The sequence below is a fragment of the Pantoea sp. SGAir0418 genome, assembly GCF_043529865.1.
Genome location: NZ_CP027911.1, coordinates 1967260 through 1980287, shown reverse-complemented (window position 1 = coordinate 1980287; position 13028 = coordinate 1967260). Strand labels below are relative to the sequence as shown.

Here is a 13028-nt window from a genome sequence, read left to right as displayed (position 1 = left end):
TTATGCTACGCGTGTCGCGCAGGTTCGCCAAATACCGGCGCACAAAGGGTTACTGTTGTGCCACCTGCAGACCGCGATAAAAGGTCGGCTTGACATCGAGTGGCTGAGTAATCAGGCCGTACTTTTGATAAAAGTCGGCGGTTTCCTGCTGCTGTTGTACGGTGTGGTCGTCAATGCTCTGCCAGTGTGACTGACGTCGGGCAAAAGATTTGGCGGCAGCCTCCTGAGGAAAACCGATGATTTTCGCCAGCCTGGCGGAATACGCCTCAACGTGGCGATTGGCCCAGCGGTCAGCGGCCGCCAGCCGGTTAATATAATCCTGCAGCGCCGCACGTTTACTGGCGTCACTCAGTGCCGCATCGGTGGCGGCGAGGAAGCTGTTGCCGCTGGAGAGCCCCACGCCGTTGATTAGCACGCGGCCGGTATGCGTTACTTCTGCCAGCGCGGTGTAAGGATCCCAGGTTGCCCACGCATCGACGGAGCCACTCGCCAGCGCAATGCGCGCATCGGCAGGCGTGAGAAAGCGCCAGCTGACTGCTTTATCGCTCAGCCCGGCACTTTCCAGCGCTTTCAGCGCGATAAAATGACCGATCGACCCGCGCCCGGTGGCGATGCGTTTACCGCGCAGATCCCGCGGCGTTTTGATGGGTGAGTCCGGCGCAACCAGTACCGCCAGCCCGGCCGGGGTGGATTTGCTGACGGCCACCGCTTTGACCTGCGAACCTGCGGCCAGCGAGAACAGCAGCGGCGCATCACCAATAATACCGGCATCAACCGCCCCGGCATTCAGGGCTTCGGCCAGCGGAGAGGCGGCCGGAAATTCCGCCCATTCGATACGGTAGGAGAGATCGTTGAGCTGCTGCGCTGCTTCCAGCTCGGCGCGCATGTTGCCCTTTTGATCGGCAATGCGCAGGGTAACGCCGTGCGCCGCGACGCTGCCGCTGGCCAGTAACAGCATCGTTAAAGTCACTCTTTTCATTATCATTTCTCTGCTGATGAAAAGCCCAGACTACCCTGCGCGTAACAAATGACCGATGCCGATTTCGCATGAGGATTGCCGGAAGGAACATAACGATGCGCGGCTGATGAGGGCGCAAAAAAAAGCCCGCAACACGAGGTGCGGGCAACGTAATACTGGAAGCAATGTGAGCAATGTCGTGCTCTTCTTCGGTAGAGCCACCGTCGAAGCGCAGAAGAATAATAATCATTCCTATTATCATCTGTAAAGCTCTAATTGAGAATTTTTCTCATTTCCACACTAAGGTTGTGCTTACCCCCGTCGCCCGCTGGGTAAAAAAAGCGCAGATGCGCGGCGAATTTGGGGAGTGCGCGTGCTTTGCGATACACTCTCGCTATTGCCCGAGAATCGTTGAGTTCTATGCCAAAATTATTCCCCGCGCTGCTGCTTGGTCTCAGCGTCCTGAGTGCCTCTGCGCTCGCCGCGCCCGCGGACTCTATCCGTCACAGCGGCTTTGTCTATTGCGTGAACGGCACGGTTAACACCTTCAACCCGCAGATGGTCAGCAGCGGGCTGGTGGTCGATACGCTGGCGGCACAGTTGTATGACCGCCTGCTCGACGTCGACCCTTATACCTATCGCCTGATCCCCGATCTGGCGCAGAGCTGGGAAGTGCGCGATAACGGCGCGACTTACCGCTTCCACTTACGCAAAGATGTTTCGTTCCAGCACACCAACTGGTTTACGCCGACGCGCAAAATGAACGCCGACGACGTGGTCTTTAGCTTTGCCCGCATGTTCGATCGCCAGCATCCGTGGCATAACGTCAACGGCGGCAGCTATCCCTACTTCGACAGCCTGCAGTTTGCCGACTCGGTGCAGAGCGTGAAGAAGCTGGATAACGACACGGTAGAGATCCGCCTCAACAGCCCGGACGCTTCGTTCCTGTGGCATATCGCCACCCACTACGCGCCGGTGTTGTCGCAGGAGTACGCCAGCCAGCTGAGCGCGGCAGGCCAGCAGGAACAGCTGGATCGCCAGCCGGTGGGCACCGGCCCGTTCCAGCTGAGTGAGTACCGCACCGGGCAATATCTGCGTCTGGCGCGCAATCCGCACTACTGGAAAGGCGTGCCGCGTCTGCAACAGGTGGTGATCGACCTCGGCGTGGGCGGCACTGGTCGCCTGTCGAAATTGCTGACCGGCGAGTGTGACGTACTGGCCTACCCGGCCGCCAGCCAGCTGTCGATTCTGCGCGACGATCCGCGCCTGCGCATGACGCTGCGTCCTGGCATGAACATCGCCTATCTGGCGTTTAACACCCGCAAACCGCCGCTCGACCGTCCGGAAGTGCGCCACGCGCTGGCGCTGGCGATCAACAACGAACGTCTGATGGAGTCGATTTATTACGGCACGGCGGAAACCGCAGCCTCGATTCTGCCACGCGCCTCGTGGGCTTACGATAATGATGCGCGCGTGACGGAATACAATCCGGCAAAAGCGCGTGAAGCATTAAAAGCACTGGGCATTGAAGATTTGCATCTGCGCCTGGTGGTGCCGACCACCTCAATGTCGTGGAACCCCAGCCCGCTAAAAACCGCCGAGCTGTTGCAGGCGGATCTGGCGCAGGTGGGCGTGCGCGTCACCATCGCGCCGGTCGAGGGACGTTTTCAGGAAGCACAGCTGATGGCCATGAACCACGATTTAACCCTGACCGGCTGGGCCACCGACAGTAACGATCCGGACAGTTTCTTCCGCCCGTTGCTCAGTTGCGCGGCGATTCGTTCGCAGACCAATTACGCGCACTGGTGTTCGCCGGCGTTTGATGAAGCGCTGCAGCGCGCGCTGCTGTCGCAGCAGTTGTCGGCGCGTATCGATAGCTACGATCGCGCCCAGCAGATGCTGGCGCAGGCGCTGCCGGTCCTGCCGCTGGCGTCGTCGCTGCGTCTGCAGGCTTACCGGCACGATATTAAAGGCCTGGTGCTGAGTCCCTTCGGTAATGCCTCGTTCGCCGGGGTTTACCGCGATGAGCACGGCGAGGAGTAAGCATGATCATCTATCTGTTGCGTCGCCTGCTGTTGCTGATCATCACCCTGTTCTTACTCTCGCTGGTGAGTTTCAGCCTGAGCTATTTCACGCCCAACGCGCCGCTGGAAGGCGCCTCGCTGTTCGATGCCTGGTGGTTCTGGTTTAAAGGGCTGCTGCAGTTTGATTTTGGCGTCTCCAGTACCAACGGTCAGGCAATTGATATACAGCTGCGCGAGGTGTTTCCCGCCACGCTGGAACTGTGCGTGCTGGCTTTTATGCTGGCGCTGCTGGTTGGTATTCCGCTCGGCATCTGCGCCGGCGTAATGCGCAATAAATGGCAGGATAAAGCCATCAGCGCGCTGGCGCTGCTCGGCTTCTCGATGCCGGTGTTCTGGCTGGCGCTGCTGTTTACCCTGCTGTTTTCGCTGACGCTGGGCTGGCTGCCGGTTTCCGGCCGTTTCGACCTGCTCTATCCGGTGCAGAACATTACTGGTTTTGCCCTGATTGACGCCTGGCTTAGCCCTTCACCGTGGCGGCATGAGATGCTGGTCAGCGCGCTGACGCACCTGATTCTGCCGGTGATTGTGCTGGCTGTGGCACCGACCACCGAAGTGATTCGCCTGCTGCGCAACAGCACCAGCGACGTGATGGATAAAAATTACGTCAAGGCAGCGGCAACGCGCGGCTTGTCGCGCTTCACCGTGATTCGCCGTCACGTGTTGCACAACGCACTGCCGCCGGTGATCCCGCGTCTTGGCCTGCAATTCTCCACCATGCTGACGCTGGCGATGATCACCGAAGTGGTGTTCAACTGGCCCGGACTGGGGCGCTGGCTGATTAACGCCATCCGTCAGCAGGATTATGCGGCGATCTCCGCAGGCGTGATGGTGGTTGGCGGGCTGGTGATTCTGGTCAGCGTACTGTCGGATATTATCGGTGCGGCGCTCAATCCGCTGAAACACAAGGAGTGGTATGCCCTCAGATAGAGTTTTATTTTAGATAAAAACATTATATATCAATATAATGCATGAAGTGACTCAGCAAAATCATAATTGAAGCACTCTGAGATGGATACATTATTATGCTTTGGCAGCTGCGGCGATGAGTGACTAACACCCTGGTAAAAAACCAGCTCTGCAAAATAAGCTGTGCAGAGTATAATATTTGGTGGAAAGTTAAAGGCCGCAGGCTGGAGTAGAACTTTCAAATCATAGGCTTCAGATTATGGATGAAGCGGATTTGCGAGATTTCGAATGTTATGTTTCAGTGCGTGGTGACCACATATAGCAGGTTACAACTCTTTTTCGTAACGCAGTAGAATTATTTATATTATTGAAAGCTTTATCGGACGCGTCTTACTTAAGCTTGTTACACCAATAGTTGGAGAATGGAATCATGGCTCGTAACATCGCCCCCGGATATTGTGTAGTAGAACGCGCCGGATCTCTGGATTATCAGGCAAGGGAGATCTTCAGAGACATTCGCAGCCCGGCCGTAAACATGTTTATGCAACTAAATGCCGAGACGCCCTGGTTAAGGCCGGGACAGATACTGATTGTAGCTGACCCGGATACACCCGCCCCTCTAACCATGCAGGCACTCACAACATTAAAACAGGCAAAATCACGCACTAATAACGCATTAATCGGCGTTAATGTCGAAGAAGCCGGTTTTATGCAAAAGCACTACGGCATGATTGCTGCGCTAACCTGTGCCGGAGATAAAATTTTCGGAACCGCCGGAGATGCCGGTGAAAAATATTTCAATGCCATTGAGCAGACGTTAAAGAAAATTGAGGCAAGTTATCAGAATCAGTTTCGCACTCAGGGAACGCTGATTGGGCAGCAGTTTTTTGTCGAGCGAAATCAGTTGCTGAATCAGTTAAAGGAATTAGTAAATAAGCCCTTACTCAAAAATCTGGCCCGATACTCCATAAAATTCCAGCAATACGAGAGTATGAAACGTGCGCTGAACTTGTCCAGCCGTTCGATAGTTCACGAGTGGTCGACGGTGGGTCTAGGCGCTATACCAGGATATTCTTATTATGTAGGCAATGCAGCTAAAGCCGCCAGATTCATGAAAATGGGAGGTTTTATTGGCATTGGATTTTCTTTTGCTGGGACCACGAATGATGTGGTGGATTCTTGCAGTAAAGGCCGGGAAAGTGAATGTGGGTAAATTGCGGTTAAAGACTATTCAAAATTTGCGTTTACAACAGGTGGGGGCATGCTGGGTGGCGTATGGGGCAGTTCTGCCGCATTAGCTGGTTGTGCTGCTATAGGAATTGTAACAGCGGGTGCTGGAGGGGTTGCATGCGCAGTTGTTGGTTCATTCGCCGGTGGTTATGTAGGAAGCACAGGGGCAGAGACAATACTCAACAAAGTAATAGACCATTATGATAACTAATAAAATATTGGCTGGCTCATCACTGTTTTTTGGGGCTTTAGGCTGCGTCCTTCTGATCGTGTCACTTGTCGTTTACATCTTTAAAAGACAGGATTACACTAATTTAGTATCCTCTTATCAAGAAAGGTATAAATTACCTGCCCCTTGCACATTCTATTATGTGACTGGTTTTTTTGGCGCATTTCCCGTCATTAGATTTTTTATAAAATTAAGCAAAAAGAAAAAAATGAACTACATTAACTTAAACGATCCCGCTTATTCTTTTTTTGATGACGAAAAAATGAAAATACGTAAGTGGATGAGGCTTTATTCTTTTCTTTGGTTCACTGCTACCGCATGTTATGTGTTATTTGCTATTTTTGGCCTGCTTTTGCCATGATACTTCAATGGTCCCTATAAGAGCCAAAGTATAGAATCAGTCCACCTCCAGACTGACATCACTTCATCCGGCATGTCGGTGAGCGCGCCGATGCCCTTTACATCCATCTTGCCGGTTGACACGATTTCGTTGGTGTTACAGATGTGCGTATCCAGGATCACATGGCAGTTGTGCTGGCCTTTCTTTTGCTGGAACCACGAAAGATGTGGTGGATGCCCCAGTAAGGGGAATGTGGGAAAATTGCTGTAAGGTACTACTCAAAATTTATAGTTGGCACTGCCGGAGGGGTAGTTGGAGGGGCATATGGCGGTGCTGCAATGGCCGGTGTTTGTGCTGCTGTAGGTATTGCTACCGTGGGTGTATGTGGGGTGGCATGTGCTGTTGTAGGATCTGTAGCAGGTGGTTACCTTGGCAGCACTGGTGCAGAAGCGATCGTCAATAAAGTAACAGAGCTACTATGATAACTGATAAATTATTAGCGAGCACATCATTATTTTTTGGCTTATTGGGTAGTGGGCTGATATTTTTTTCATTTCTTGTCTATGTGGCAAAAAGAAAAGGCTATTATAAATTAATCTCTTCTTACAGCATGAAATATAAATTCCCCTCCCCTTGTTCTTTCTATTACATGGTGGTTTTTTTTGGTGCATTTCCGGTTATACGGTTTTTTATAAAACTGAGCCAGAGGAAGAAAATATTTCTTATGGACATTAATGACCCGGCATACGCCTTCTTTGATGATAAAAACATCAAAATATCCCGCTGGATGAAGCTTTTTTCTGCACTGTGGTTTGCAGCTACGACATGTTTCATCGTTTTCGCTTTTATCGGTCTCCTGTTACCATAATAATTAAAGGCCCACCTCAGGACCTTTTCTCAGTCCCAGCTATCCATCTTCAGCCTGACATCCAGCATCGCCTCGCAGCATTCCTTGAACTCTTTGCAATCTGAAAATTTACACGGGCACATTTGCTTCCGCCGGCTCATAAAGGAATCAATTATAAGAGCATCATTTTCTTAGCAACTAATACCGGGAGCGCTTTCCGGAAGCACACTTCTAAAACCAGCCACTGTTGATGGACAGCCAATGTCGCTTTCAATTTTTTATGCGGTCTGGAGCTACCTGCTGGCGAGGATCTAGCCCCTCGGTGATTAACAGTCTATATTGCTGACGCCCTTCCCTTGCCTGCGACAGGGGTATCGACGGATAATCCCCTATAGTTAGCTGGATGGGCTTGCCCTCCACCGATACCGAAAAAAACGAAATCGAGATAACCGCCTGATATGAATTTTTTGAATAAAAATTGCGCGAATTAAACCATAGTAAAACGGATACGTATGCCCTCAGATAACATCTACGCCGAGAAGCGGCTGCCGAGTGCGTTTCGCCTCAGCTGGCAGCGCTTTTATCGCGATACCAGCGCCATGATTGGCCTGTACGGCTTCGGCATCCTGCTGTTTCTCTGCCTGTTCGGCGGGCTGCTGTCCCCCTACGGTATCGACCAGCAGTTTCTCGGCTATCAGCTGTTGCCGCCGTCGTGGTCGCGCTACGGCGATGTCTCCTTCTTTCTCGGCACTGACGATCTCGGGCGCGATGTGCTAAGCCGTTTACTGAGCGGCGTGGCGCCGACGGTTGGCTCTGCGTTGCTGGTAACGGTGCTGGCAGCAATCTGCGCGCTGCTGCTGGGCGTGCTGGCGGGAATTACCCACGGTTTGCGCTCGGCGGTGATGAATCACGTGCTGGATACGCTGCTGTCGATTCCCTCTCTGCTGCTGGCGATTATCGTGGTGGCCTTTCTTGGCCCGCGGCTGGAGCATGCGATGCTGGCGGTACTGCTGGCGCTGATCCCGCGTCTGGTGCGCGAAATCTACACGGCAGTGCATGACGAGATGGAAAAAGAGTATGTGGTGGCGCTGCGGCTGGATGGTGCGCGCAACCTGAATATTCTGTGGAATGCGGTGCTGCCAAACGTTCTGCCGCTGCTGGTCAGTGAATTTACCCGCTCGCTGTCAATGGCGATCCTCGACATCGCCGCGCTCGGCTTTCTTGACCTCGGCGCGCAGCTGCCCTCGCCCGAATGGGGTGCGATGCTGGGTGACGCGCTGGAACTGATTTACGTGGCGCCGTGGACGGTAATGCTGCCGGGTGCCGCGCTGATGGTAAGCGTATTGATTGTTAACCTGCTGGGCGATGGCATCCGTCGCGCCGTCGCTGCGGGAGTGGAATAATGCCGTTACTGGACATCCGAAATCTGACCATTGAATTCATGACCGCTGAAGGTCCGGTGAAAGCGGTCGATCGCATCAATCTGACGCTAAACGAGGGCGAAGTGCGTGGCCTGGTGGGCGAATCCGGCTCGGGGAAAAGTCTGGTGGCGAAAGCCATCTGCGGCGTGACCAAAGATAACTGGCGTGTCACCGCCGATCGCATGGTGTTCGATGATATCGATCTGTTGCGCCTGTCGCCGCGCGAACGGCGGCGCATCGTTGGCCATAACGTGTCGATGATTTTTCAGGAGCCGCAATCCTGTCTCGATCCTTCTGAAAGTGTCGGCCGCCAGCTGATGCAGGCCATTCCACGCTGGACCTTTAAAGGCCGCTGGTATCAGCGCCTGTGGTTCTGGCGCAAAGAGCGCGCCATTGAGCTGCTGCACCGCGTTGGCATTAAAGATCACAAAGACATTATGCGCAGCTTCCCGTATGAGCTGACCGAGGGCGAATGTCAGAAGGTGATGATCGCCATCGCACTGGCTAATCAGCCGCGCCTGCTGATTGCCGATGAGCCGACCAATGCCATGGAGCCCACCACCCAGGCGCAGATTTTCCGTCTGCTGAGCCGCCTCAATCAGAATAACAACACCACGATTTTGCTGATCAGCCATGACCTGCGCACCATGAGTCAGTGGGCGGACCGCATCAACGTGATGTACTGCGGACAAACGGTGGAAACCGCGCAGAGTGACGATCTGATGGAAACGCCGCACCATCCGTATACGCAGGCGCTGATCCGCGCCATGCCCGACTTTGGCCGCGCGCTGCCGCATAAAAGCCGCCTGAATACGCTGTCCGGCGCGATACCGTCGCTGGAACATCTGCCGATTGGCTGCCGTCTTGGTCCGCGCTGCCCTTACGCGCAGCGTAAATGCATCGAAACGCCGCGCCTGAGCGGCACTAAAGCGCATCTTTATGCCTGTCACTTCCCGCTGAATATGGAGAGCCAATAATGGAAACCCTGCTGGAAGTGCGCAACCTGAGCAAAACCTACCGCTACCGCACCGGGCTGTTCCGGCGCCAGCATGTTGAAGCGGTGAAAAACGTCAGTTTTACCCTGCGCGAAAAGCAGACGCTGGCCATTATCGGCGAGAACGGTTCGGGCAAATCCACGCTGGCGAAGATGCTGAGCGGCATGGTGGCGCCAAGTGAAGGCGAGATGCTGATCGACGATCACCCGCTCTCTTATGGCGATTACGGCTACCGCAGCCAGCGGATTCGCATGATTTTTCAGGATCCGTCGACGTCGCTCAATCCGCGCCAGCGCGTCAGCCAGATCCTTGATTTTCCGCTGCGGCTGAATACCGATCTTGATGATGAAGCACGCGAAAAGCGCATCATTGCCACGCTGCGTCAGGTCGGGCTGCTGCGCGACCACGCCGGCTACTATCCGCACATGCTGGCCCCCGGCCAGAAGCAGCGTCTGGCGCTGGCGCGCGCGCTGATTCTGCAGCCGAAGGTGATTGTTGCCGATGAAGCCCTCGCCTCGCTGGACATGACCATGCGTTCGCAGCTGGTGAACCTGATGCTCGAGCTGCAGGAGAAACACGGCATCGCCTATATTTATGTCACTCAGCATCTTGGCATGATGAAGCACATCAGCGACCAGGTGCTGGTGATGCATCAGGGTGAAGTGGTGGAGCGCGGCGGCACCGCTGACGTGCTGGCCTCGCCGCTGCACGACTTAACCAAACGGCTGATTGCCAGCCATTTTGGCGAAGCGTTAACCGCCGAGGCGTGGCGGCGCGAGCGTTGAGTGCTACGGCCGTAGCGGAAAACGCGGTGCGATTTACCCCATTTGATACAGACGTGCTAGAATCCGCACGTCGATTAACGTCGGTCGCACAATTTTTAATCATCGCGACCGCCAACAACAATGACCATAAGGATTACAGCTATGGGTTTTCTTTCCGGTAAGCGCATTCTGATTACTGGCGTTGCCAGTAAACTTTCCATCGCCTACGGTATTGCGCAGGCGATGCACAAACAGGGCGCAGAACTGGCTTTCACCTACCAGAACGACAAACTGAAAGGTCGCGTGGAAGAGTTCGCTAAAGAACTGGGTTCAGACATTGTTCTGCCGTGCGATGTGGCAGAAGACGAGAGCATCACTGCCCTGTTCACTGAACTGGCAAAAACCTGGCCGAAATTTGACGGCTTTGTTCACTCCATCGGCTTCGCCCCGGGCGACCAGCTGGATGGCGACTACGTGAACGCCGTTACCCGTGAAGGCTTCAAAATCGCGCACGACATCAGCGCCTACAGCTTTGTGGCGATGGCCAAAGAGTGCCGCGCGATGCTGAACCCGAACGCAGCACTGCTGACCCTCTCTTACCTGGGTGCAGAGCGCGCTATCCCGAACTACAACGTGATGGGTCTGGCGAAAGCGTCGCTGGAAGCCAACGTGCGTTACATGGCGAACGCGATGGGTCCGGAAGGCGTGCGTGTTAACGCCGTGTCTGCCGGTCCAATCCGTACCCTGGCCGCATCAGGCATCAAAGATTTCCGTAAGATGCTGGCACACTGCGAAGCGGTTACCCCGATTCGCCGTACCGTCACCATCGAAGACGTAGGTAACTCTGCGGCCTTCCTGTGCTCAGACCTGGCGGGTGGTATCACCGGTGAAGTGGTGCACGTGGATGGTGGCTTCAGCATTGCCGCGATGAACGAGCTGGAACTGAAATAAGTTCTGCGGGCGAGCCAGGTGCTCGCCCTTTTTCTTTTCTCTCCCCGCCTTATAGCCACACGCTATTAATTATTCCCCATCATTCTTTTGCCGTGGACAGCCGTTCAGCGACGATAAGCTAGCCCTTGAGTGGCGATGCGCTTTTCAGATTTGCCCGTTGTGCACTCAGTCCGTTTTTTGCGAAAGGAATGACCATGGAACACCGCCGTTCTCCCGGCCATGACCACTGGTTTTATGAAAGCCAGACTCGCCCGCATACGTCCGCTGCTGCTCCCCTGGTTCCCGAAGCCGCTCATATTGATGACCGTTTTCTGCTCGGCCTGCAGCAGGAAGCCAGCGCACTGCAGCCGCTGCTGCAGCGCTTTCAGCCAGTGCTACAGGCGGCACGCGACCTGAGCCATACCCTGCTGCCCGATGCAGTCAGCACCTCGCTGACTCACACGCTAACGCTGTACGATCGTCTCAGCACCGCACTCACGGTGGCACAGGTGGCTGGCGTGCAGCGGCTGTGCAATCACTACTCGGCGCGGCTTAATCCGCTGCCGGGACCGGATTCTTCGCGCGAAAGCAATAATCGCCTGACGCAAATCACGCAGTATGCGCGCCAGCTGGCGATGCAGCCGGAGCTGATTACCGCCAGCAGCATCAGCGCGCTGGATGCGGTAGGCCTGACTGAACCCGATATCGTTACGCTCAACCAGCTAGTAGGCTACGTCAGCTATCAGGCGCGCGTGGTCGCCGCGCTTCAGGCGATGATGGGCCTGCCGGTGCGCTGGATCCCTGGTGTCACGCCGCCCGCCGACGCCGATGCGGCGCTGTTCAGTCACGACGCCGCCTGGCAGCACGCCATCAAGCCGGTTGAGCTGCGCTATGCCAGCGCTGACCAGCTGGCGGCTGTGACCTTTTGTCAGGGTATGGCCGGACTCGACGACGCCGTCTGGCTGCTGGTGCACGATGCCCAGGCGCTGTATGGCTGGGCGACACTGCGTCAGCGGCTTGAGGCTTATGGTGGGGAAGAGGAACAGCTGGCGCAGGCAGTCAGCGCGCGCGTGCTGGGCTGCCGACGCCAGTTCGCGCAGCTGGCGAACGGCTGGCGCACGCGTTTGCTGCACGATGTGGATCAGGCCAGCGATGACAGCCTGACGCAGCAGATAATCGCGCTGAGCGCCCAGCTTACACGGCTGCCGGAGCGCTTCAGTGCTGCCCATCTGCAGCCGCTGTTAAACGCGGGCTGGGGCAGCGAGCGCCTGTTCACGCTGATGCAGGCGGTGGCATTTGCCAGCTGGCAGGATCGACTGCTGATGGCGCTGGGCGAAGCGCGCTAATCCGCCAGGTGGCGGCGTGCTTCGTCAAAGAAGTGCTGCGACAGCGGCGACGCCCTGCCCGGCTCGGCAATCACCAGCGCCGCCTGACGCCCCATCGGCGCGATATCAATTGGCCGGCGCGCCAGATGGTGCAGCATTTCCGGTAGCAGATGGCCGCAGGGCGACACCATGACGCCCAGACCAACCTGCGCACTCTGAATCAACTGCATCACCGAGGCGCTTTCCACAATCACCCGCGGCAGCACGCCGGTTTCACGCAGCTGTCCGTCGAGGTAACGCCGGAAATAGCGCGTGGGCTCGGCCAGGCACAGTGGCTGGCTCGCCAGCGTGTGCAGCGATAGCCGCTCATGCTGCAGCAGCGCCGGGAAATGATCGGGATGGAAAATGGCTTCGACACCGCGATCGTTGAGCAGCGCGGTCTGGAAATGCAGTTCCCGCAGTGACGTCAGCTCAAAAAAGCCGATACCGCCGTCCACGGTGTGGCTGTTAAGCGCTTCCAGCAGTTGATCGGCGCTCATGGCGGAAACGCGGTAGTCGAGCTGTGGATAGCGCGCTTCCACCGCTTTCAGTAATGCTGGCAGCGCCACGCTGCACTGTGGCATCACGCCCAGCCGCAGCGTGCCGTTAACGCCGTGCTTCAGCGACTCCACTTCCAGCTTCAGTCCCTGATACACCGAAACAATTTCGCGCGCCCACGTCAGCACGCGTTCCCCTTCCGGCGTGAAGCCGTCAAAGTTGTTGCTGCGATTGATCAGCGACAGCCCCAGCTCGCGCTCAAGGTTTTTAAGCCGCATCGAGAGCGTGGGCTGGCTGACGAAGCTGGCCTCCGCCGCGCGGCCAAAATGGCGCTCGCGCTCCAGATTGCACAAATAAATCAATTGCTTGATGTCGATTTTCTTATCCACCGTCGAATTTTTATCGCGTTATGGTAGCAAAACTCGTCGCGCCCCAACGCGCACTCAGCGAAGAAATTTCTGC

At 55.7% G+C, this 13028-nt stretch carries 11 protein-coding genes and 2 pseudogenes; 10 read left to right on the top strand and 3 right to left on the bottom strand.

Annotated elements, in window-relative coordinates:
- Positions 1–49 precede the first annotated feature (49 nt).
- The gene (locus C1N84_RS09100; protein ID WP_264443458.1) at positions 50–979 is read right to left on the bottom strand and encodes an ABC transporter substrate-binding protein; all 930 of its coding nucleotides are present in this window, start codon (positions 977–979) and stop codon (positions 50–52) included.
- Positions 980–1378: 399 nt separating this feature from the next.
- Between C1N84_RS09100 and sapA the strand changes: the two genes are divergently transcribed.
- The 5 genes and pseudogenes from sapA to C1N84_RS09075 all read left to right on the top strand — a co-directional run bounded on the left by sapA (position 1379) and on the right by C1N84_RS09075 (position 6615).
- Positions 1379–3001, top strand: a complete 1623-nt coding sequence (sapA, locus tag C1N84_RS09095; RefSeq protein ID WP_058758605.1) for an ABC transporter substrate-binding protein SapA — start codon at positions 1379–1381, stop codon at positions 2999–3001.
- Positions 3002–3003: 2 nt separating this feature from the next.
- Positions 3004–3969, top strand: a complete 966-nt coding sequence (sapB, locus tag C1N84_RS09090) for a putrescine export ABC transporter permease SapB (protein WP_021505968.1) — start codon at positions 3004–3006, stop codon at positions 3967–3969.
- A 409-nt stretch (positions 3970–4378) separates the two neighbouring features.
- Positions 4379–5389 (top strand): annotated as a pseudogene (locus tag C1N84_RS09085) (hypothetical protein).
- A complete protein-coding gene (locus tag C1N84_RS09080) occupies positions 5379–5768 on the top strand; it encodes a hypothetical protein (RefSeq protein ID WP_394541832.1) in 390 nt (129 codons plus the stop codon). The pseudogene C1N84_RS09085 and the gene C1N84_RS09080 overlap by 11 nt, the downstream one beginning before the upstream one ends.
- A gap of 457 nt (positions 5769–6225) precedes the next feature.
- Positions 6226–6615 (top strand): hypothetical protein, encoded by a 390-nt coding sequence (locus C1N84_RS09075; protein WP_136546944.1) that lies wholly within the window; start codon positions 6226–6228, stop codon positions 6613–6615.
- A 255-nt stretch (positions 6616–6870) separates the two neighbouring features.
- On the opposite strand, the pseudogene C1N84_RS09070 reads toward C1N84_RS09075, so the two are convergent.
- Positions 6871–7028 (bottom strand): annotated as a pseudogene (locus C1N84_RS09070) (Arm DNA-binding domain-containing protein); the annotation flags it as partial.
- A 78-nt stretch (positions 7029–7106) separates the two neighbouring features.
- On the opposite strand from C1N84_RS09070, the gene sapC reads away from it, so the two are divergent.
- The 5 genes from sapC to C1N84_RS09045 all read left to right on the top strand — a co-directional run bounded on the left by sapC (position 7107) and on the right by C1N84_RS09045 (position 12050).
- Positions 7107–7997 (top strand): putrescine export ABC transporter permease SapC, encoded by an 891-nt coding sequence (gene sapC / locus C1N84_RS09065; RefSeq protein WP_021505967.1) that lies wholly within the window; start codon positions 7107–7109, stop codon positions 7995–7997.
- A complete protein-coding gene (gene sapD, locus C1N84_RS09060; protein WP_021505966.1) occupies positions 7997–8992 on the top strand; it encodes a putrescine export ABC transporter ATP-binding protein SapD in 996 nt (331 codons plus the stop codon). The genes sapC and sapD overlap by 1 nt, the downstream gene beginning before the upstream one ends.
- Positions 8992–9795 (top strand): putrescine export ABC transporter ATP-binding protein SapF, encoded by an 804-nt coding sequence (sapF, locus tag C1N84_RS09055; RefSeq protein ID WP_058758607.1) that lies wholly within the window; start codon positions 8992–8994, stop codon positions 9793–9795. The genes sapD and sapF overlap by 1 nt, the downstream gene beginning before the upstream one ends.
- A gap of 141 nt (positions 9796–9936) precedes the next feature.
- Positions 9937–10725, top strand: coding sequence for an enoyl-ACP reductase FabI (fabI, locus tag C1N84_RS09050; RefSeq protein WP_021505963.1), 789 nt, complete (start codon positions 9937–9939; stop codon positions 10723–10725).
- A 194-nt stretch (positions 10726–10919) separates the two neighbouring features.
- On the top strand, positions 10920–12050 hold the full coding sequence (locus tag C1N84_RS09045; RefSeq protein ID WP_264443450.1) for a CMD domain-containing protein: 1131 nt from the start codon (positions 10920–10922) through the stop codon (positions 12048–12050).
- Here the strand turns inward: C1N84_RS09045 and C1N84_RS09040 are convergent.
- Positions 12047–12943: a LysR family transcriptional regulator gene (locus tag C1N84_RS09040; RefSeq protein ID WP_058758655.1), complete on the bottom strand. Its 897-nt coding sequence runs from the start codon at positions 12941–12943 to the stop codon at positions 12047–12049. The two genes, C1N84_RS09045 and C1N84_RS09040, sit on opposite strands and share 4 nt — an antisense overlap.
- Positions 12944–13028 lie beyond the last annotated feature (85 nt).

Excerpts from the sequence above, each read along its gene's own strand:
- C1N84_RS09100 (WP_264443458.1), bottom strand. The coding sequence starts at position 979 with ATGAAAAGAGTGACTTTAACGATGCTGTTACTGGCCAGCGGCAGCGTC.
- sapA (WP_058758605.1), top strand. The coding sequence starts at position 1,379 with ATGCCAAAATTATTCCCCGCGCTGCTGCTTGGTCTCAGCGTCCTGAGT.
- sapB (WP_021505968.1), top strand. The coding sequence starts at position 3,004 with ATGATCATCTATCTGTTGCGTCGCCTGCTGTTGCTGATCATCACCCTG.
- C1N84_RS09080 (WP_394541832.1), top strand. The coding sequence starts at position 5,379 with ATGATAACTAATAAAATATTGGCTGGCTCATCACTGTTTTTTGGGGCT.
- C1N84_RS09075 (WP_136546944.1), top strand. The coding sequence starts at position 6,226 with ATGATAACTGATAAATTATTAGCGAGCACATCATTATTTTTTGGCTTA.
- sapC (WP_021505967.1), top strand. The coding sequence starts at position 7,107 with ATGCCCTCAGATAACATCTACGCCGAGAAGCGGCTGCCGAGTGCGTTT.
- sapD (WP_021505966.1), top strand. The coding sequence starts at position 7,997 with ATGCCGTTACTGGACATCCGAAATCTGACCATTGAATTCATGACCGCT.
- sapF (WP_058758607.1), top strand. The coding sequence starts at position 8,992 with ATGGAAACCCTGCTGGAAGTGCGCAACCTGAGCAAAACCTACCGCTAC.
- fabI (WP_021505963.1), top strand. The coding sequence starts at position 9,937 with ATGGGTTTTCTTTCCGGTAAGCGCATTCTGATTACTGGCGTTGCCAGT.
- C1N84_RS09045 (WP_264443450.1), top strand. The coding sequence starts at position 10,920 with ATGGAACACCGCCGTTCTCCCGGCCATGACCACTGGTTTTATGAAAGC.